This is a genomic window from Bradyrhizobium lablabi (genome assembly GCF_018129385.1).
GTDB classification, from domain to species: domain Bacteria; phylum Pseudomonadota; class Alphaproteobacteria; order Rhizobiales; family Xanthobacteraceae; genus Bradyrhizobium; species Bradyrhizobium lablabi_C.
The window spans coordinates 574,186-593,918 of sequence record NZ_JAFCLN010000001.1 but is presented as its reverse complement, the minus strand read 5'-3'; the positions used below and the strand labels follow the sequence as shown (position 1 = coordinate 593,918).

General features: G+C 63.9%; 18 protein-coding genes. 9 read left to right on the top strand and 9 right to left on the bottom strand.

The genetic code is table 11. The features are described 5' to 3' along the window. Positions 1-35: 35 nt before the first annotated feature. From JQ628_RS02730 to JQ628_RS02720, 3 genes are read right to left on the bottom strand one after another with little or no spacing between them, the layout of a single operon-like run. Positions 36-281, bottom strand: coding sequence for a DUF3551 domain-containing protein (locus JQ628_RS02730; protein WP_212218755.1), 246 nt, complete (start codon positions 279-281; stop codon positions 36-38). A gap of 21 nt (positions 282-302) precedes the next feature. Continuing rightward, complete coding sequence (locus JQ628_RS02725) at positions 303-1,226, bottom strand: ketopantoate reductase family protein (protein ID WP_212218752.1); 924 nt, start codon at positions 1,224-1,226, stop codon at positions 303-305. Positions 1,227-1,229: 3 nt separating this feature from the next. Then, positions 1,230-1,610 (bottom strand): VOC family protein, encoded by a 381-nt coding sequence (locus tag JQ628_RS02720; protein ID WP_212218750.1) that lies wholly within the window; start codon positions 1,608-1,610, stop codon positions 1,230-1,232. A gap of 193 nt (positions 1,611-1,803) precedes the next feature. On the opposite strand from JQ628_RS02720, the gene JQ628_RS02715 reads away from it, so the two are divergent. After that, complete coding sequence (locus JQ628_RS02715; protein ID WP_212218747.1) at positions 1,804-2,733, top strand: lipase family protein; 930 nt, start codon at positions 1,804-1,806, stop codon at positions 2,731-2,733. A 35-nt stretch (positions 2,734-2,768) separates the two neighbouring features. On the opposite strand, the gene JQ628_RS02710 is transcribed toward JQ628_RS02715, so the two are convergent. Next, positions 2,769-4,211: a helix-turn-helix domain-containing protein gene (locus JQ628_RS02710; RefSeq protein ID WP_212218744.1), complete on the bottom strand. Its 1,443-nt coding sequence runs from the start codon at positions 4,209-4,211 to the stop codon at positions 2,769-2,771. 206 nt (positions 4,212-4,417) lie between these two features. On the opposite strand from JQ628_RS02710, the gene JQ628_RS02705 reads away from it, so the two are divergent. The 3 genes from JQ628_RS02705 to JQ628_RS02695 all read left to right on the top strand — a co-directional run bounded on the left by JQ628_RS02705 (position 4,418) and on the right by JQ628_RS02695 (position 7,041). Then, the gene (locus JQ628_RS02705; RefSeq protein ID WP_212218741.1) at positions 4,418-6,052 is read left to right on the top strand and encodes an isocitrate lyase; all 1,635 of its coding nucleotides are present in this window, start codon (positions 4,418-4,420) and stop codon (positions 6,050-6,052) included. 23 nt (positions 6,053-6,075) lie between these two features. After that, positions 6,076-6,282: a DUF4170 domain-containing protein gene (locus JQ628_RS02700; protein WP_212218738.1), complete on the top strand. Its 207-nt coding sequence runs from the start codon at positions 6,076-6,078 to the stop codon at positions 6,280-6,282. A gap of 198 nt (positions 6,283-6,480) precedes the next feature. Further along, on the top strand, positions 6,481-7,041 hold the full coding sequence (locus JQ628_RS02695) for a hypothetical protein (RefSeq protein WP_212218736.1): 561 nt from the start codon (positions 6,481-6,483) through the stop codon (positions 7,039-7,041). Here JQ628_RS02695 and JQ628_RS02690 read toward each other — a convergent pair. Beyond that, positions 7,038-7,922 carry a metallophosphoesterase family protein gene (locus JQ628_RS02690; RefSeq protein WP_212218732.1) on the bottom strand — a complete coding sequence of 295 codons (885 nt, stop codon included), beginning with the start codon at positions 7,920-7,922 and terminating at the stop codon, positions 7,038-7,040. The genes JQ628_RS02695 and JQ628_RS02690 overlap by 4 nt on opposite strands. A 94-nt stretch (positions 7,923-8,016) precedes the next feature. Between JQ628_RS02690 and JQ628_RS02685 the strand changes: the two genes are divergently transcribed. The 4 genes from JQ628_RS02685 (at position 8,017) to JQ628_RS02670 (ending at position 11,307) form a co-directional block, all read left to right on the top strand. Then, positions 8,017-8,502: an NUDIX domain-containing protein gene (locus JQ628_RS02685; RefSeq protein ID WP_212218729.1), complete on the top strand. Its 486-nt coding sequence runs from the start codon at positions 8,017-8,019 to the stop codon at positions 8,500-8,502. Between the two features lie 49 nt (positions 8,503-8,551). Then, entirely contained in the window at positions 8,552-9,694 is a 1,143-nt protein-coding gene (locus JQ628_RS02680) for a hypothetical protein (protein WP_212218726.1), read from the top strand. A gap of 55 nt (positions 9,695-9,749) precedes the next feature. Beyond that, positions 9,750-10,685, top strand: coding sequence for a glycosyltransferase family 2 protein (locus JQ628_RS02675; RefSeq protein ID WP_212218723.1), 936 nt, complete (start codon positions 9,750-9,752; stop codon positions 10,683-10,685). Positions 10,686-10,794: 109 nt separating this feature from the next. Next, the gene (locus JQ628_RS02670) at positions 10,795-11,307 is read left to right on the top strand and encodes a GNAT family N-acetyltransferase (protein WP_212218720.1); all 513 of its coding nucleotides are present in this window, start codon (positions 10,795-10,797) and stop codon (positions 11,305-11,307) included. A 27-nt stretch (positions 11,308-11,334) separates the two neighbouring features. Here the strand turns inward: JQ628_RS02670 and JQ628_RS02665 are convergent, their stop codons facing one another. The 3 genes from JQ628_RS02665 to JQ628_RS02655 form a co-directional block, all read right to left on the bottom strand. Beyond that, on the bottom strand, positions 11,335-13,131 hold the full coding sequence (locus JQ628_RS02665; RefSeq protein ID WP_212218717.1) for a cation:proton antiporter domain-containing protein: 1,797 nt from the start codon (positions 13,129-13,131) through the stop codon (positions 11,335-11,337). A gap of 119 nt (positions 13,132-13,250) precedes the next feature. Further along, positions 13,251-15,620, bottom strand: coding sequence for a TonB-dependent receptor (locus tag JQ628_RS02660; RefSeq protein ID WP_212218714.1), 2,370 nt, complete (start codon positions 15,618-15,620; stop codon positions 13,251-13,253). A 107-nt stretch (positions 15,621-15,727) separates the two neighbouring features. Further along, positions 15,728-16,132, bottom strand: coding sequence for a DUF2946 domain-containing protein (locus JQ628_RS02655; RefSeq protein WP_212218711.1), 405 nt, complete (start codon positions 16,130-16,132; stop codon positions 15,728-15,730). Between the two features lie 330 nt (positions 16,133-16,462). Between JQ628_RS02655 and zigA the strand changes: the two genes are divergently transcribed. Beyond that, positions 16,463-17,671, top strand: coding sequence for a zinc metallochaperone GTPase ZigA (gene zigA / locus JQ628_RS02650; RefSeq protein WP_212218708.1), 1,209 nt, complete (start codon positions 16,463-16,465; stop codon positions 17,669-17,671). On the opposite strand, the gene JQ628_RS02645 is transcribed toward zigA, so the two are convergent. Continuing rightward, on the bottom strand, positions 17,668-19,731 hold the full coding sequence (locus JQ628_RS02645) for a hypothetical protein (RefSeq protein ID WP_212218705.1): 2,064 nt from the start codon (positions 19,729-19,731) through the stop codon (positions 17,668-17,670). The two genes, zigA and JQ628_RS02645, sit on opposite strands and share 4 nt — an antisense overlap. Positions 19,732-19,733 lie beyond the last annotated feature (2 nt).

The window sequence follows — 19,733 nt, the reverse complement described above, 5'->3', positions numbered from 1 at the left end:
GGCGCGCCGGCAGCAAGCGAGAGTACCGGCGGGCCTCAGTAAACGGTCCGTTGCGGCCGTCGATTGTTGCGCCCGTAATACGGGTTGCTGATGCATTGAGACGCGCGAATCCCGGTCGCGAATTTGCACTGCTGGATGGAGGTGTAACTGCAATCGATGCCCTGGAGCGGGCCGAAAGTCTGGAGGCAGACGGGATAGCGGGGATCGTAGGTCTGCGCCCGCGCCGGCTCTGCCGCCGAGATCGATCCGACCGCCAGAAATGTCAGGAGGGCAACGCGCATCGAAATCGTCCTTGGGGCTGCCTAGCCCTTCGCGCCCATCGCATACGGCTTGAGCATCGCATACATCATGCCGTGCGTCGGCGTCGGAATGCCGAACTGCCGGCCGAGCTCGGCGACCTTGCCGGAGAGCCACGGCACTTCCAGTCGGTTGCCGCGATCGAGGTCGAGCGCCATCGAAGCCTTCATGTGCGGCGGAAAATGCGCGGTTGCATCCGCAATCCGCTCGAGGGCATCCGCGGGGATCGTCACGCCCTTGGCGCGGCCGACGTCGATCACTTCCTGATACGCCGCGCGAAAAATCGGCCGCATGTCGGGGTCCTCGCGCAGGGCGCCGATCGGCTGGCGCGCCAGCGCCATCATGCCGGCGTTGCTGGCGAGCAGGATGAACTTCATCCAGAGATCGGTGAGGATATTGTCGCTCAGCACGGCCTCAAAGCCCGCCTTCTGGCACAGCGCGAGAAAATCCTCGCCGCGGCGGCTAGCGGTGCCGTCGAACTCGCCGAACACCATGCGCATGAACGTACCGACCTGCGTGATCGTGCCGGGCGCGGTGATCGCGGCCGAGATTTGCGCAACGCCGCCCATCACCGCGTGCTTGCCGAGGATCGGGATCAGCCGCTCATGGGCGTCGATGCCGTTCTGGAGCGGGATGACGGCGGTATCCGGACCGATCAGCGGCTTGATGTGCTCGCCCGCGCTCTCGACGTCCCACAGCTTGACGCAGAACAGCACGATGTCGACCTTGCCGATCTCGGCGGGATTATCGGTCGCCTGCGTCGGCACGAGATGGATATCGCCGCGCGGGCTGAGCAGCCGCAAGCCCGCGCTCTTCATGGCGGCCAGATGCGCGCCACGCGCGATGAAGGTGACGTCGGCGCCGGCCCTGGCCAGCGCCGCGCCATATCCGCCGCCAACTCCGCCAGTGCCGACGACCGCGATGCGCATCGGCTAGGCCGGCACGCGGTGCAGCGCGCAGAGCTTGTTGCCGTCAGGGTCGCGCAAATAAGCGATGTACAGCTTGACGCCGGAGCCTTCGCGGATGCCCGGCGGCTCCTCGCAGGTCTTGCCGCCATGAGCGATCCCGGTGGCGTGGAAGGCGTCGGCCTCGGCCTGCGAATTGGCGAGGAAGCCGATGGTGCCGCCATTGGCAAAGGTCGCGGCTTCGCCGTTGATCGGCCTGGTCACCGAAAAGGTGCCGGTCTTGGTGCGCCAGAAAATGCGGTGGCGGTCGACCCGTCCCTCCGGCACGCCCAGCGTGCCAAGCAGCGCATCGTAGAATGTCTTGGCCCTGTCGAGGTCGTTGGTGCCGATCATGATATGCGAGAACATAATTCTACTCTCTCCCGAGCTGCGCCGGACGGTTTCGGCCGTCCGTGGTTGGTCTTGTGGAATGAAACTAGCAGCGCGCACGGGCTTGCGGAAGGTCTCCGTCTGAGTTGACCGGGAGCATCCTAAAGTCGTATCCTTGTCTTATTGCTCGCATAGATTTCTTTGGCCGCCACCAATATTCAGGAGCCCTCCCATGCAAGCAGCCTCGCGTATCAGTTGCCCGATGTATTTTCCCGGCGCGCCTTACGCGTTGGCGGACTCGGTGACCTGCACCACGCTCATCGATTGGGCCTACGACCAGTGCGCCCAGTGGATCAATCAGGATTATCCATCGAGGTCGCAATTCATCTGGCAACTGCCGAGCCAGGACTACACGTTTTCGGCCCCGCTGTTCTGGACCTACACTTGGTGGAATGACGAGACCTACGATGAGCCCTTCGGTTTCATCGCGCAGGACGCCAATCAGGATGCCTATCTGGTGTTCCGCGGCACCGTGACCGACGCCGACGAAGTCCAGGATGGCCTCGCCATTCAGACGCCGTATCCGTTCGTGCAGAACGGCGGTAACGTGCATCTCGGCTTCTATCAAATCTATCAGGGTGTCCAGAGCCAAGTGTACGCGGCGATCGCTGCGCTGTCGCCGTTCAAACGATTTTTCTTCACCGGCCACAGCCTCGGGTGCGGCTTGTCGACGCTCGCGGTGCCGGACGTCCTTGCGAATACATCCGTGAAGCCGGGTTCGAACCTGCTCGTTCAGCACCACAACTTCGCCAGTCCGCGTGTTGGCGACGTGAATTTTGCATTGCTGATGAACAATTGTGGGATACCGACATATCGGATCGTCAACACCGAGGACATCGTGCCGGATGCGCCGACCGCGATCTTCGGCGGCTATCTCTACGAGCATGTCGGCACACCGATCGATTTCACCGCACAATACGGCTCGATAGGCAACAACCATGCGCTCGATGTTGCCTACGAATACGCCGTCGCGCACCCGAATGACCCGCAAGGACCCATGCCGTTGCAGCCGCCGCTCGGCCTCGCCCGGCGCCCCGGCGTGCGGCTGGTTGTGAGGGGGCCGGTGACGCGGCTGAGGCGCTCGTCGGCGCCCGCCTATTGAGCCGTTGTTCGGAACTGGATCTGCGAGCGTGACGCTTACAGCTCGCGTGCGTTCGAGAACGCGAACGACGTCACGCGCCGCGTGTTCTCGTCGAGGATCAGCGTGCGGGTGATCGGCGGCTCGGCGCGCTGGCTACAGTTTTCGCGCTCGCACAGCCGGCAGTTGACGCCGATCGGCGTGCCCTCGGCCTTCTCGAGGTCCATGCCGGTGGCATAGACCAGTTTCGACGCATGGCGAATCTCGCAGCCCAGGCCAATCGCAAAGCGCGGCTGCGCCAGCGGATGCGGCGCCACCGGCCGGCGCACCATCTGCGCGATCGAGAAATAGCGCGTGCCGTCGGGCAGCTCGATCACCTGCTTCAACAGCCGATCCGGCGTGTCGAAGGTCGAGTGCACGTTCCACAGCGGGCAGGTGCCGCCGAACTTGGAGAACGGGAACGTGCCGGAGGAAAACCGCTTCGAGACATTGCCGGCGTTGTCGACCCGCAGCAGGAAGAACGGCACGCCGCGCGCGTTCGGCCGCTGCAACGTGGTCAGACGGTGACAGACCTGCTCGAAGCCGGCATTGAAGCGCTGCGCCAGCACGTGCACGTCATAGCTCAGCGCTTCAGCCGCGCTGAGAAAGGCCTGGTAGGGCATCATCGCGGCGGCGGCAAAATAATTGGCGAGCGTGATGCGGTAGAGCCGCCGTGGCGTGTCGTCGAGCGGCCCGGCGCGGCCGACGATGGCCTCGATCGTGGGGCTGCATTCGGCAAGCCCGATCTGGAACGCGAGCTGAAAGGTACGTCCCGAACCGTCGACCAGTTCGGAGATCAGAAGCTGGCGGCGATGGCGGTCGAACCGCCGCAGCGTCTCGCGCATCACATCGACCGGCATCACGCGGGTAACGATCGAATGCTTTTCCCGCAGCCGCGCGGAGAGGGCCGCGAACAGCCCATCGGCCGAGACGTTCAATTCGTCGCGCAGATTCTCCGCCGCCGTCTCCAGCTCCGGAAAATAATTGCGATTGGCCTCGATCAGGTCGCGCACCCGCTCGATCGGGTTGGCCTCGAACTGCGTGCCCTCGCGGTCGGCCATTTGCGCGGCGACCATGGTCTCGCCGCGCCTTGCCTCGGTATAGGCGGCGTAGAGGCGTTGCAGGGAATGGGTCACGCCGGGGCAAAGCTCGGCGAGGTCGCGCAGTTCCTGTTTCGGCAGGTCGATCTGCCGGAACAGCGGATCGGAGAAGATCTCGTTCAGCTCGGCGAAGAAGCGATCCTCGTCGGCGGTGGCAAGGTCGCGCAGATCGAGGTCATAAGTCTCGGCCAGCCGCAGCAGAAGCTGCGCCGTCACCGGGCGCTGGTTCCGCTCGATCAGGTTGATGTAGCTCGGCGAAATCTCCAGCCCCTCGGCCATCTGCGTCTGCGACAGCCCCAATTGCTGGCGGATCCGCCGGAAACGGGGCCCGACAAACAGCTTCTTTCCGGAATCGCTCGCCATTGGCCGCTCCCTGGTTCCGAGGAACCGCGTCAGTGTCATTGACCCATTTTGTGACTATTTTTACAAAATGACATCTATGACAAGTTCATATGTTACATGACATCACCAATAGAATACAAGCCCTCTATACGATTCTGGCGTTCTGGCGTTTAGCTCTCGACACGCATTTCGCATTGCACTGTCAAGAATGTCGAGAGGATACGATCATGAACTACCAGCCGCGTGGGATCGACCGAGCCATCCAGGGACCGGCTTCCTATCTGAGCGAGATTGAAGCGGCCAAGGCGCTGCTCGAGACCCAGCCGACCTGGAACGGCGTCACCGCCGAGGCCGTGGCGCGCATGCGCTTACAGAACCGCTTCAAGACCGGCCTGGACGTCGCCCGCTACACCGCGGCGCTGATGCGTGCCGACATGGCTGCCTATGACGCCGATCCCACCAAGTACACCCAGTCGCTCGGTTGCTGGCACGGCTTCATCGCGCAGCAGAAGCTGATTTCGGTGAAGAAGCATTTCGGCAAGACCGATCGCCGCTATCTCTACCTCTCCGGCTGGATGATCGCCGCGCTTCGCTCCGAGTTCGGCCCGCTGCCCGATCAGTCGATGCACGAGAAGACCTCGGTGCCGGCGCTGATTGAGGAGCTCTACACCTTCCTGCGTCAGGCGGATTCCCGCGAGCTCAACGATATTTTCCGCGCGCTCGACGCAGCCCGCGAGGCAGGCGACAAGGCAAAGGAAAAAGCGCTGATCGAAAAGATCGACAACTTCCAGACCCATGTCGTGCCCGTCATCGCCGACATCGACGCCGGCTTCGGCAATGCCGAGGCGACCTACCTGCTCGCCAAGAAGATGATCGAGGCGGGTGCGTGCGCGCTGCAGATCGAGAATCAGGTCTCGGACGAAAAGCAGTGCGGTCACCAGGACGGCAAGGTCACCGTGCCGCACGAGGTGTTCCTGGCGAAGATCCGGGCCTGCCGCCATGCCTTCCTTGAACTCGGCGTCGAAGACGGCATCGTCGTGACCCGCACCGACTCGCTGGGTGCCGGCCTCACGCAGCAGATCGCCGTCAGCCACAAGCCCGGCGACATCGGCGATCAGTACAACAGCTTCCTGGATTGCGAGGAAGTGACGGCCGAGAACGCCAGGAATGGCGATGTCATCATCAATCGCCACGGCAAAATGATGCGTCCGAAGCGGCTCGCCAGCAACCTCTATCAGTTCCGTGCCGGCACGGGCGAAGACCGCTGTGTGCTCGACTGCATCACCTCGCTCCAGAACGGCGCCGACCTCTTGTGGATCGAGACCGAGAAGCCGCATATCGAGCAGATCGCCAAGATGGTCGATCGCATTCGCAAGGTCGTTCCGAACGCGAAGCTGGCCTACAACAATTCGCCGTCGTTCAACTGGACGCTCAACTTCCGTTGGCAGGTGTACGACGCGATGAAGGAAGCCGGCAAGGATGTCAGCAAGTACAACCGTGCTGAATTGATGAAGCCGGAATACGACGATACGCCGCTGGCCATCGAGGCCGACGAGCGCATCCGCACCTTCCAGGCCGATTCAGCCGAGCGCGCCGGCATCTTCCACCACCTGATCACGCTGCCGACCTATCACACGGCAGCCCTGTCGACCGACAACCTCGCGAGGGAGTATTTCGGCGAGCAGGGCATGCTTGGGTACGTGAAGAACGTGCAGCGCCAGGAGATCCGTCAGGGCATCGCCTGCGTCAAGCATCAGAACATGGCCGGCTCCGACATCGGCGACGAGCACAAGGAATATTTCGCCGGTGAAGCAGCTCTCAAGGCGGGCGGCGCCCACAACACGATGAACCAGTTCGGCTAACGGGTAACGACAGGAGACTAGTCATGACGAAGAGCAATTTCTGGGTGATTGGCGGCGAGTTCGGTTCGATGAACTTCCACAAGCTCGTGGAAGGCTCGGCTCAGGTGCAGGGTCCGTTCAAGACCCGGCAGGAGGCCGAGGACGCCTGGCGCACGGTCTCGGAAGAGAACCGTCACAAGGCCGGCGTGCGCTTTTCGATCGTGGAAGAGCCCTCCCGCATCCCGGCCTGATCGCCGATCGGCAAGCCTTTAAAGGGGAAACAAACCAAGGACCAGGCGGCCCCATCCGGATTTCCGGGTGGGGCCGTTTGCTTGTGCAAAACGGCTGGCGGGCTAACCCCTTGAGAATAAAGGCCCCTTTGCGCCGAACATGGTTGCTGATAGGTTAAGGCCGCAAAAACGACCCATCAGGACAAAGGCCGCACGGCGATGTCAGACGCGCAATCAACTTCCAGCACCGCCGCTACCGTGCCGCCGATGCGGCTGCGCGACGCGCTGCGCAAGGCGCGGATCGAGGCGGCCGATCGCACCGGCGTTGTGGTCGATCTGCGCGACGCCGAAGTGGCGCGGCTTGAGATTTTGAATGAGGCGCTCGATCAGCTGTTCGCGCAGGTGCCTGGCAATGTCGATCTGTTCGACCGCGGCATCAGCCAGGGCGAGACGCCGCGGCTATGGATCGATGTGGTCGCGCATATCCTGATGGGACGCGACAAGCGCATCTATCGCTTCGTGCAGGACACGCGCTTCGGCCGCATCGTGCTCGCCGAGTCGCATGACGTGCCCGTCATCGTCGATGCCGTCACCGACTACGTCGCGCGCCGCATGATCGAGCGTGAGCATGCGCTGGTGGCGACGCCGGTGGCCGAGCCGGCCCCGAAGGATAAGCCGTCACGCCGCGGCGGAAAATTCTGGAGCTTTGTGCTCGGCTTCATCCTCGGCGCCGCCGCGCTGTTCGGCTTCGCCGTTTTCGCGACGCTGAAGAATTTCTAGATCAATCGCGTCTTGCGTATCTCCTGCACCCGCAAATCGCTGTTGACGCTGCGCACCATCTGCTCGCAGCGCCAGACGCCGTTTGCGCGCTCGATCTCGAACAGATTGAAGGCCGCCGCCGGATAGTGCCGGTGCGCGATGGCCGAAGCCGACGGCACGCCGATCGCGGGAATGCGGCCGTTAGGTCCGTCGAACCACATCGTCGAATGAATGTGGTCATGCCCGTGCAACACCAGCTCCACGCCGTGCTTTTTCAAGACCGCCTTGACCTTTGGCGAATCCGTCAGCCGCTTGACGCGTGCAGTCGAATGCAGGGGGTGGTGCACCAGCAGCACGCGAAACACCTGTTCGGGGGATAATTGCGCGAGCAGGCGATCGAGTGCCTCGATCTGCGCGTGGCCGAGCCGGCCTGTGGCCATCAGCGGCATGGTCGGCACCGCGGAGGAGACCCCGATCAGCGCCACCGGCCCGCGCCGCCGCAGGAAGGGAAAGGTTGCGCCGCTCCCTTCATCGCCGCGCAGATAGTCGTCCCACGCCTCCGCCGCGCGGTGGCTGGTGGCGCGGACATAGGCGTCGTGATTGCCGGGAATGACGGTGACGTGCTCCGCCGCGCCGACGCTCTCCAGCCAGGCCCGCGACGGCGCGAACTCGGCCTCCAGCGCGAGGTTGACGAGGTCCCCGGTCACCGCGATGTGGTCCGGCCGCTGCGCCCGAAGATCGGCGACCAGCGCATCCAGCACCTCGCGGCGGTGGTATTTGTGGCGGTTGCGGGTCCAGTTGAGATAGCCGAGCGCGCGCTTGTTCGCGAGATCGCGAAACCGCGCCGCCGGCATCGGCGGCAGATGCGGATCGGACAGGTGCGCCAGCGTGAATGCCGCCATCGGAAAACTCCCCTCCATCTATTGGCAAGCGCGCCGCGCTGGCGCAAGGATCAAAAATGAAGCGCGGGGTTGCGGAACGGAGCACGCGGCGGTCATGAGTCTTGATGACATGCGAAAGAGGTTCGAGCCGCTGCTCCGGCGGATCTTTCACCTCTATTGGCGCCTGGTCCGCGGCATGACGCTCGGCGTCCGCGCCGTGGTGCTGGACGGCGAGCGCAAGGTGTTCCTGGTCAAGCATTCCTACGTCAGCGGCTGGCACCTGCCGGGCGGCGGTGTCGAGGTCGGCGAGAGCTTCGTCGAGGCGCTGCGCCGCGAATTGCTGGAAGAGGGGCGGATCGAGCTGAAGGGCGAGCCCGATCTGCACGGCCTGTTCTTCAACAGCCACGTCTCCCGCCGCGACCACGTCGCGGTCTATGTGGTCAGGCAGTTTGCGCAGGACCGCCTGCCGGAGCCGAACCGCGAGATCGTCGCTTGCGGCTTCTTCGCGGCCGATGCGTTGCCGGATGAGACCACGCATGGCACGCGGTTGCGGATATCGGAAGTGCTTGAAGGCACGGCGCGGATCGGCACATGGCGCTGAACAGAAATTGGGCTAAAAGCGGCATGGGACGTCGCGCATTGGAACAACGATGAAATTGCTGAAGATCATTTGCGGCATCGGCCTGCTGGCGATACTGGCGAGCAATATCTGGTCGATCTCACGCTGGCATGAATCCCGCGGCGTCTATGACGACGTCTGCTATCTGCGCCAGGCCCATCTGTTTCAGCGGTTTGGATGGCGCGGCATCGACACCGACATCACCCGCGACGACGACCGCTACTTTGCCAACAAGCTGAAGGAAATCGGCTACCCCGAATGGGATAATCCGGCAAGGTCGCCCTGTCACACGCCGATGCCGGCGCTGAACAAGATCGTGATTCAATATCCGCCGGGCACCGGTTTCATGCTGGCGGCGTTTCCGGCCGGATTTCAGGTGATTCCGCTGTTCATGCTGGCGTCGCTGGTAGCTTTCGGTTTTGCGGTGCTGGCGCTGCTGCGGGCATCCACCTTTCCTCAGGTGGTGCTCGCGGCGATCTTCGGCGATGTCGCGGTCTACCTGATGATCAACCCGACGAAGGCGAGCTATTCGATGGCGCCGACCATGATGGTCTGCGCGCTGGCAGGATATCTGACAGCGAGATTTTTCGTCACGGAGGCTGTGCGGCAGCGCATCTTTCTCTCCGCGCTGATCGGCCTCTTGATCGGGCTCTCCGTCAGCTTCCGCTTGCCGAACGTTGTGCTCGCTTCCGGCTATGGCGTCTTCTTCCTGGGCGCGTTCCTGATCGCGCGAAACAGGGAAACCTTCCTGGACGGCCTCGGCTTCAGCGTCGCATTTTTGATCGGACTGGCGCCGACGCTTGCCGCGCACGCCATCAATGCCGGCAGCCCGTTCGCCACCACCTATGGCGGCATCGATATCGCCCCGCCCGAATTGAACGCCACGGTGTTGCTGTCCTACGTCGCCGATCTTCAGTTCGTGTTGCTGGTGATCGCGGCCGCCTGGAGCACCCTGATCCTGCGCTTCGGCTATCGCGGCCGGGCTGGGCCGGCCGCGCTGCTGGTCGCCGTAAACCTGGCATTGAACATCTTCTTCTTCATGACTCACCCGGTGTTCACGCCCTATTACACCGTGCCGGTCTCCATGCTTTCCCTGTGGACCCTGTTGTTCGCAACTCTGAAACCATATGGCGAAACGGCGGCCGGAAAACCCCGGCCTGCAACAACCGGTTAAGGCCCGACTGCGATATAACCGGTCCCATGGACAGGCTTGATTCGGCGCACCGGCAATGACAATGGCAGATTTGCGGATTGCCGTTCTCGTCCCCTGCTACAATGAGGAGGCCGCGGTCGGCACCGTGGTCGCCGATTTCCGCAAGGCGTTGCCGTCCGCAAAGATCTTCGTCTACGACAACAATTCGAAGGACCGCACCGTCGCGGTGGCGCGTGAGGCCGGCGCCGAAGTGCGCAGCGAGACCCACCAGGGCAAGGGCCATGTGGTGCGCAGGATGTTCGCCGACGTCGACGCCGACATCTATGTGCTGGTCGACGGCGATGCGACCTATGACGCGCCGAGCGCGCCGCGCATGATCGAAAAGCTCCTCAACGAACATCTCGACATGGTGGTCGGCCTGCGCGTCGACCAGTCGGTTGCCGCTTATCGGCCCGGCCACCGCACCGGCAACTGGATGCTGACGAATTTCCTGTCTTCCGTGTTCGGCGAGGCGTTCAAGGACATCCTCTCCGGCTATCGCGTGTTCTCGCGCCGGTTCGTAAAATCCTTTCCGGTGCTGTCCGACGGCTTCGAGATCGAAACCGAGCTGAGCGTCCATGCGCTCGAACTGGCACTGCCGGTGGCGGAAGTCGACACGCCCTATTATGCGCGCCCGGAAGGCTCGTTCAGCAAGCTCAACACCTGGCGCGACGGATTCCGCATCCTCGGCACGATCCTGAAACTGTACCGGTCGGAAAAGCCGCTACGATTTTTCAGCGCGATCGGAATCTTTCTGGCGCTGGTATCGATCGGGCTCGCGATCCCCATCATCATCACCTTCCTCGAAGAGGGTATTGTGCCGCGCCTGCCGACGGCGGTGCTGTCGATGGGCCTGATGATTTTGGCGGTGCTGTCGGTATCGTCGGGCCTGGTGCTCGACACGGTCACGCGCGGCCGGCGTGAAATGAAGCTGCTCGCTTATTTGTCACAGCCGCCGGTCGGCAAAACCTGATACGCGAGGGGTGATGGACCCCGGACTCCGCAGGTGCTAATCCGCGAACCTTGGTTGACGCGTTTTCTCGACGCGAACCGGTGTCCACTTCGCTTGAAAACGCCATCCCATGAACGATCTTTCCCTTACAATCCTTCCCGAAACGCCAAAAGATGCGCAGGCGATCGAACGCCTGCTGGAGCGCACCTTTGGCCCGGGCCGCTTCGTGCTCAGCGCCTATCGGCTGCGTGAGCATGTTGATCATGTGCTCGATCTGTCGTTCACGGCGCGGATCGGCACGCTGATGGTCGGCTCGGTCAGGCAGTTGCCGATCTGCATCGGCGATACGCCGGCGCTGATGCTGGGGCCGTTGACGGTCGAGCCGCCATTCCGCGGCCGCGGCGTCGGCCGCGCGCTGCTCGAACGCGCGCTCAGCGATGCCAAGGCCAGGGGCCACCGGCTGGTGCTATTGGTCGGCGACGAGCCCTATTACAGCCGCGTCGGCTTCAAGGCGGTGCCGAAGGGCAGGGCGACCATGCCGGGCCCGGTCGACTACAGCCGGCTTCTGGTAGCCGAGTTGGTCGATGGTGCTTTCGAAAATGTTTCCGGCGCGATCCGGCCGGACTGGAGCATGGCGAAGTAGCGCTGAGCCGATCTCGCGGGCTTTCGATCAGGAAGCTCGCTTTTCCTCGCCGGCTTGCCCTTTCGGTGCGGGCTTTGCCCTGCCTGCCGCCTGCTGCAATTCGTGCCGGAACTCGTCGCGTTTTTCGTGGATGGAAGCGATGACGGTTCCCATCGGCACGCCGAGATCAATCAGCGTCGCTTCCGACAGTTGCAGGCTTGCTTCGATCGTCTCCGGCACCGCATCGGTGACGCCGATCGAGTAGAGATGCCGCGCGTGATCGGCGTCGCGGGCGCGCGACACGACGGGCATCTCCGCGCGGAGCGCACGCACCTGCGCCACGATTTCGTCGATGCCTTTGGCCTCGCCCGTCGTGACGATAACGGCCGCGGCTTCCATCAGGCCGCAGCTCTTCAAGAACTCCGGATTGGTCGCGTCACCGTAATAGACGGTGCGTCCCTGCCTGCGCTGCTCAGGGACGGCGGCCGCATCATTGTCGACGGCAATGTACTTGAAGTGGTGCCGGTCGAGCATCGAACAGACGACCTGTCCGACCCGGCCATGGCCGACCACGATGGCGTGGCCGCTGGCGTGACTCGGTGCGACGCTGAGTTCCGGATCGAGCCGCTTGTCGTCGCGCACCATCGGTGCAAGCCGCCGCGCGATGTGGGACAGCGCCGGAATCAGCATCATGGTCAGCGACGTCAGCGCGACCGAGAAGCTCGCAACCTTCGGGTCGATCAGGCCGAACGCCGCGGCAAGGCCAATGCCGACGAATGCGAACTCGCCGCCGGGGCCAAGCAACAGGCCGACCTCGAGCGCAGCCGGCCACGACAGCCGGAACAGCCGCGCAAGCACGATCAGAATTGATGATTTCACCGCAATCAGCCCGAACGCGCCGCCGATCAGCCACACCGGATCGCGCGCGAGCTCGCGGAAATCGACGTTCATGCCGACCGTGAAGAAGAACAGGCCGAGCAGCAGGCCCTTGAACGGATCGATCGCGGTCTCGATTGCCTTGCGGAATTCGGTCTCGGCCAGCAGCAGCCCGGCGACGAAGGCGCCTAGCGCCATCGAGATGCCGGCCAGGGCGGCGGCAACGCCGGTCGCGACGATCACGAACAGCGTCGCGGCCACGAACAGCTCGTTCATTCCGACCGACGCCACGAGGCGGAACAGCGGTCTCATCACGAGGCGCCCGACGATGACGATCACGCCGAGCGCGACCACGGTGTTGGTGAGGGCGAAAGCAAGGCTCGTGAGCACCGAGCCGTTCTCGCTGACGCTGGAAATCGAGATGAACAGCAGCAGCGGGGCCACCGCCAGATCCTGGGCCAATAGCGTTGCAAAGCTGGCCCGGCCGGCGCTGGTGTTGAGCCGTCCCTGGCGCGACAGCACCTCCAGCACGATGGCGGTCGAGGATAACGCCAGGCACGCCCCGATGATCAGCGCGGCCGCGGGCTTGGCGCCGGCAAGCGCGGCCATGCCGCCGATGACCGCGGCCGACAGCACGATCTGCGAGCCGCCGAGGCCGAGGATCAGGCGGCGCATCGCCCTCAAGCGGTCGTAGGACAACTCCATGCCGATCAGAAACAGCAGGAATACGATGCCGAGGTCGGCGAGCCCCGAGACGTTCCTGGCATCGACCACCGTGAACCAGTAGAGGATCGGAAATTGCTGGATGAACGATCCAAGGCCGAGCGGACCGAGGATCGCCCCGGCGCCGAGATAGCCCAGCACCGGATTGAGGCCGAACCGCCGCACCAGGGGAATGACGATGCCGGCAGTGCCGAGCAGGACAAGCGCGTCGCTATAGACGTGTATGTTGATCGTCGAGGAAGCCATCTACCCGCGCTTTGCCTGATGTGGTGCACATCAAAGTCCGGCGCCCACCACCACCCTTCCATCATCCATGGGGACGTTAGCTGGTCGCACCAGCCAACGCCACCCATCGGTACGCGAGTTCAGAACTTGAGATTGGCGAACGCCCGCACGCCGATGCCCGGCAGGAGCACCTGGTCCTTGGTATAGGACACGCTGTTGCGGATGTTCTCGTTCAGGAGATTGTTGCCGACGAGGCCGACCGTCATCTCGCGCGCACCGAACCATGACGGGTCGAGCGCGGTCTTGTAGCTGACCTCGGCCTTCAGCAGGTTATAGCCCGCCGTCGGCGTCTCGGCGATCACGGCGACATCGTTCTGCGCGAAGGCGTGCAGAAGGTTGACGCGCGCGAACCAGTTGGCGTCGCGGTAGAATACGCCGCCGCCGAGTCGCTGCGGCGGGATTCTGGGCACGTTGGTACCGTCGTCGAAGGTTGCGCGCACGATGTCGTACTGACCCTCGATACCCCAGATGCCGTTCCAGACCGGCATCACGTCGTACTGGAACTGAAATTCGCCGCCGCGAAAGGTCGCGTCGCGCTGGGAATAGATCGCCTGATTCAGCTCGAGACCTGCACCAAGCTGGCAGACGCCGTCCTCGCAGGTGTTGCCGGTCAGGCGGCGGAAGATGAATCCGTTGAATTTTGTGTAGTAGCCGGTGAGTTCGAAGCGCAGCGGTCCCGTCGCCCGGCGCAATCCGGCCTCGACCGATTTCGCGGTTTCGATGCCGAGATTGGGATTGCCGATATCGAAGGTGGCGGTGGCATCGTGGCCGCCGCGCGAAAACAGCTCCGCCGGCTTTGGCGCGCGTTCGACATACTGGCCGGTGATGCTGGCGACCAGATCCCAGGGCAGGTTCTGGATCAGGCCGATGCTCGCGCTCTTCGGCGTGAAGTTGAGGTTGCGCGGCGTTGCAGGTCCGATCGCATTGGGATCGACATTGAGATCGAACACTTCGGGGACGAACGCGGGCGCCGTTCCCTGGAGGTTGACGTGCTCGATGCGGCCGGAAATCTCCGCCTTGGTGGTCTCGGTGAATTTCAGCTCGTTGAAGATGTAGCCCGCCACGCGGTTGTTCTTGTTCGGATCGAACAATCCGTTGAGGGGACTGCCGGGATCGTCGGGGCTTGGCGCCGTCAGCTCCTGGTGGCCGGCTTGCAGGCCGAACGCGGTGGTGATGGCGGCAAAGCGCGCGTTGAAGGGCATCATCTGCATTTCGACGCGGCCTTCCTGCTCCTTGTTGGTGAAGGTTTGCCGCACGCCGAGCGATGTCAGGTCGGCGGGATCGGCGAGCCCGATCTCGTTGTGCTTGTAGTCGGTGGCGCCGGCCCAGAAGCGGATGGCTTCGATCGCCGCGGCGTCCGGCCGGTATTCGCCCTTGCTGGTGAACTTGGTCTGGCGCGCGTCGATGCGGGTCAGATGATCGGCGCCGTCGATGCCGGGGATGCGATAGAGCGAGTCGTTTTGCGTGACCGCAGCACCGATGAAGCCGCCGGTGAAGATGTAAGAGGCGCCGATCGAGCCGCCTTCCGATTGTGCGGAAGAATTCGGCTGCCGTCCGTTCACGGGGCGGGTGTGGTCGAACAGATAGGGATAGCCGGGGATGTTGTAATCGCTGGACCTGCGGCCATAGGCGTCGGCATGAACGGCGAAATTGCCGGCGCCGGCATCGATCAGGATGCCGCCTTCGACGCCGCGGTCGACCGAGCTCACGGCGGTGCGCGTTTCGGCGGTGACACAGGGCGCGGACGAAGCGGTTGCCAGCGGCGCCTTCACCGGCATGCCGTAGCTCTGGAACGGCGGGGCCGGGCACACCGGCAGCGCGTCGGGAATGCGGTTGTTGGTGGCGCTGACCACGCCGCCGATCGAGGTCGAGCCGTAGCGTAGTGCGGCGGGGCCGCGCACCACTTCGACCTGATTGGTGGCAAGGGGATCGACGGGGACAAAATGGTCCTCGCCGAGATCGGAGGCGCCGCCAGCAGGCGTGCCGTTCTCGACAATGCCGACGCGGTTGACGTCGAGGCCCCGGATGATCGGCCGGCTGGAGGCGCCGGGCGCAAAGCTCGAACCGGTGATGCCGGGCTTTGAGAACAGGAGATCGCCGAGCGTGGCGCTGCCGTTGCGGCGGATTTCCTCGTTCGGCACCACCGTGACGGTTGCAAACTGGTCGGTGACGACGGGCAAGACGCCTTGCTGGGGCGCAGGCGCGGGCGCCGCCGGGGCGGGCTCTGCTTGCGGCGCGGGTCCGCGCGTGCGGCCGGACGTTACCCGCGTGACGCGGGCAGGGGCGCGGGTCACGGCAGGCTTTCGCCGCACGATTGGGCTCGGCGCGGTGACGGTGATCTCGGGCAGCGCCGCAGGTGCATCCTGGGCGATCGCGCGCGCGTCGATCGCGCATAGCGCCAGGCAGCTCGCGCCGCCGATATAGAAGGCTCGTTTGTTCGGGATTCTCATTGTTCCTGGTTCCTGACGCCGCCGGGTGCGACGGCTCGATTCCGATTTGCCTTGCCGCAAGAGCCACGTGCGGCGTGGCGATCTCGGCAGGCGTCGATCAATCGATGTCAGGAAACGGGAGGCGCGCGGGACTGGAACGGCAGCCGGGCAGAGCCGAGATGAACGAACTCGGCGTCGGTCGCAAGATACAGCAGCTCGACCGCATCCGGCAGCAGCAACACCGGCGGCGTCGAGAGCAGCAAATTGCCCGCAAGCGAGAGGACCGCGCAGATGGCGCAATTCGTGGCCGGATGCCGGTCGCTATCGTGATGGTCCGATGGCTGCTGTGAGGCCTCGGTCGGGACAACGCCGTCGACCGATGACAGATCGACGTCGCTCAGCCCGATCTGCACGGCCGGGCCGGCCTGCGCCGGCTCGAAGTGAAAATGCCCGAACGACAGCGCAAGCTGGATCGCGAGCGCAAACAGCGCCAGCCGCGAGCCGGTCTTGATATGTCGCCGGAACCATTTCATGCCGAACCACACCCTTCGGGTCAGGCATAGACATCCCCGCCGGCCCCGATGTTATAATATAACATCGGCGGGCGGCCACCGTGTCAACGTGGCGCGGGCAACTTCGATCAGATCGACGAAAGCTGTGTGATATCAGCAACAGCAGGCCGCTGAGCGGCCGCCGGGATCACGACCATCCGCCGGAATTGCCATTCCTAACAGGACTCATTTTCTCGATTGACAGAAGCGTCGATCGAATATGTTATGTTATAACATAACATATATTGGGAAACCCGATGCTTCGACGCCCCCGATTGGGACCAAGCACACTGAACAGGCTGTTCGATCTCCATGCGAAAACTCCCCGTCACCGTCTTGTCCGGCTTCCTCGGGGCTGGAAAGACCACTTTGCTCAATCATGTCCTGAACAACCGTCACGGCCTGAAAGTTGCTGTGATCGTGAACGACATGAGCGAGGTCAATATCGACGCCGACCTCGTGCGCGATGGCGGTGCGAACCTGTCGCGGACTGACGAAAAACTGGTGGAGATGACCAACGGGTGCATCTGCTGCACGCTGCGCGACGATCTCCTGAAGGAAGTCCGCGCGCTCGCTGAAAGCGAAAGGTTCGACTACCTTCTGATCGAATCGACCGGAATTTCAGAGCCGCTGCCGGTTGCGGCGACGTTCGATTTCCGGACCGAAGAAGGCGACAGCCTTTCCGACGTGGCGATGCTCGACACCATGGTAACAGTCGTCGATGCGGTAAACCTGCTGCGTGAATATTCCTCGACCGATTTCATCAGGGATCGCGGCGAATCGCTCGGTTCCGACGACAAGCGCACGATGGTCGACCTGCTGGTCGAACAGATCGAATTCGCTGACGTCGTCGTTCTCAACAAGGTCGACGATGCTTCTCCGGGTCAACTGGATGCCGCCCGCAAGATCATCCGCGCACTCAACCCTGCTGCCGATATGGTGGAAACCAACTTCGCCAGGGCTCCGTTCGAACGCATCCTCAACACGGGTCGTTTCGATTTCGAACGTGCGCAGCGGCATCCGCTCTGGTTCAAGGAACTGTACGGCTTTGCCAATCATGTACCTGAGAGCGAGCAATACGGCGTCGGCAGTTTTGTCTATCGCGCGCGCCGGCCGTTCGAGCCGGCAAAATTCCATCAGTTCCTGCGGGAAAGCTGGGCAGGGGTCATCCGCGCCAAGGGGCATTTCTGGGTCGCAACGCGCCCGCAATGGTTGGCTGAACTAAGTCAGGCCGGCGCGATCGTTCGCACCGAGGGTCTCGGCTTCTGGTGGGCGAACGTTCCTGCGGACCGCTGGCCGGACGATTCTTTCTGGCGGCAGTCGCTGAAGAAGAACTGGAACGAAGTGTACGGCGACCGACGCCAGGAAATCGTCTTCATCGGCACCGACATGGACGAGGATGCAATCAAGGCGCGGCTGGACGCATGCCTTGTATCGGGGAAGCCGGGAATGCATGTCCAGGAATGGGCCGGCCTGCCCGATCCGTTTCCGAGATGGCGTCGCGCCGACGAGGCCGCTTAGCGGCCCTCGCGGACCCAGGTTGCGGCGAATGCGCCGAGCAGCAGCAACAGGCCGATCAGGCCGGCGAAGATCGGCAGCACGCCGACGCCCTTCACCACGCTGGCATCGCGCATCTTGACGCCCATCCAGCCGTCGCCGCGGAACACGCTGGTGGAGCGCACCGGCACGATGCGGGGCATATCGATGCTGCCGCCATCCGCGATGCGCCGCGCGTCGCCGCCGGTCGCCTGCGTCAGCGGCTTGAGCATATCGGTGGTGGAGGTGACTTCCGAAAATTCCTTCGGGTTGGTCGGGCCGACATTGATCAGTGCCTTCAGCGTGCCGTCAGTCGCCTGCCACAGGCCGAGCTCGTCCGCGGGCAGCGTTGCGCGCCATTCGCCGGGCTCGCCTTGGGAGAGCGTGAGTTCGCGCGTGGCGCCGCTTGGGGACGTCACGGTCACCGGCGAGACGGTGTCGGACATCGTCTGTCTGATGACGGCGAGATCCTTGCCCTGCACCTGTAGGCGCAGCGCCTCTTCATCGAGGTCCGGCTGCTTCATCAGCCAGTGCGACATCCGCCGCAACAGATCGAGATGCGGTCCGCCGCCTTCATAGCCGCGCGCCCACAGCCAGATGTGATCGGACAGCAAGAGCGCGACGCGGCCCTCGCCGAAGCGCGACAGCAGCAGCAGCGGCTTGCCGTCGGCGCCGGTCATGACCGGCGCGCCGATGGCGTTGCGGGTATCGACGGTGCGGAAGAACCGGCTCCAGTGCGGCGGGTCGCTGGCGGAGCCTTCGAGGCCGCGCGTCACCGGATGGCGCTTTCCGGCATCGGAGAGACGCGCATAGAACGGCTTTTCAGTCACGCCGACCGGCTCGGCCGGCAGCACGGTGTCGAGCGGCGTACGCCAGATCGACGTGGTCGAGGCATAGTCGGGGCCGGCCGACACCAGCACCGCGCCGCCGCCGCGCACATAGCGCGCGATATTATCGAAATAGGCGATCGGCAGCACGCCTTGCCGCGCATAGCGGTCGAAGATGATGAGCTGGAAGTCGTTGATCCTTTGCTGGAACAGCTCGCGGGTCGGAAACGCGATCAGCGACAATTCGTTGATCGGCGTGCCGTCCTGCTTTTCCGGCGGCCGCAGAATCGTGAAGTGCACGAGATCGACCGCGGCATCGGATTTCAGGAGGTTGCGCCACGTGCGCTCGCCGGAATGCGGCTCACCCGACACCAGCAGCACGCGCAGCTTGTCGCGGACGCCGTCGATCGCCACCACCGCGCGGTTGTTCACCAGCGTCAGCTCGTTCTCCATCGGGGAGGCTTCGATCTCGACGATGTTCGGGCCGGCATGCTTGATGTCGACGTCGACATTGGCGGTCTGGCCGCTTTGCAGCGTGCGCTCGTTGATGACCTCGCCGTCGCGGCGGACGGTGATTTTTGCGCGCTCGCCGGTGACGCCCTGGTCGTCGAGCCTATAGGTGATGGTCTGCGGCTGGCCGACGATGCCAAAGCGCGGGGCCGCCGAAATCGCGATGCGGCGGTCGCGCTCGTCCTTGCGCCCGGTGATCAGCGCGTGCACCGGCGCCTGGAAACCGAGCGCGGCAGCACTGCCTGGAATATCGTGCACGCGGCCGTCCGATATCATGAACGCGCCGGCGACGCGATCGACCGGCACGTCGGCGAGCGCCGACGACAGCGCGCCGAACAGCTTTGTGCCGTCGGTCTCGCCGTCGGCCTGTCCGGCCTCGACGACGCGCACTTCGAGGCCCTTGATCTTCTTCAGGCTATCGACCAGCGCCTCCTGTGCCTGCGCGGTCTCGCGGGTACGCTGGCCGAAATTCTGGCTCGGGCTCTTGTCGATCACGACGGCTGCGACCGAGGACAATGGCTCGCGATCCTCGCGGGTGAAGGAAGGATTGGCGAGCGCCAGCAGGATCAGCGCCAGCGCGGTGACGCGCACCGCCCAGCCGCGCGCGCGGCTCAGCAGCAGCAGCGCCGCGATCACGACGATGGCGGCGAGTGCGATCCAGAGCACGATGCCCGGAACGAGGGGGGTGAACGCGATACCGTAGTGCATAT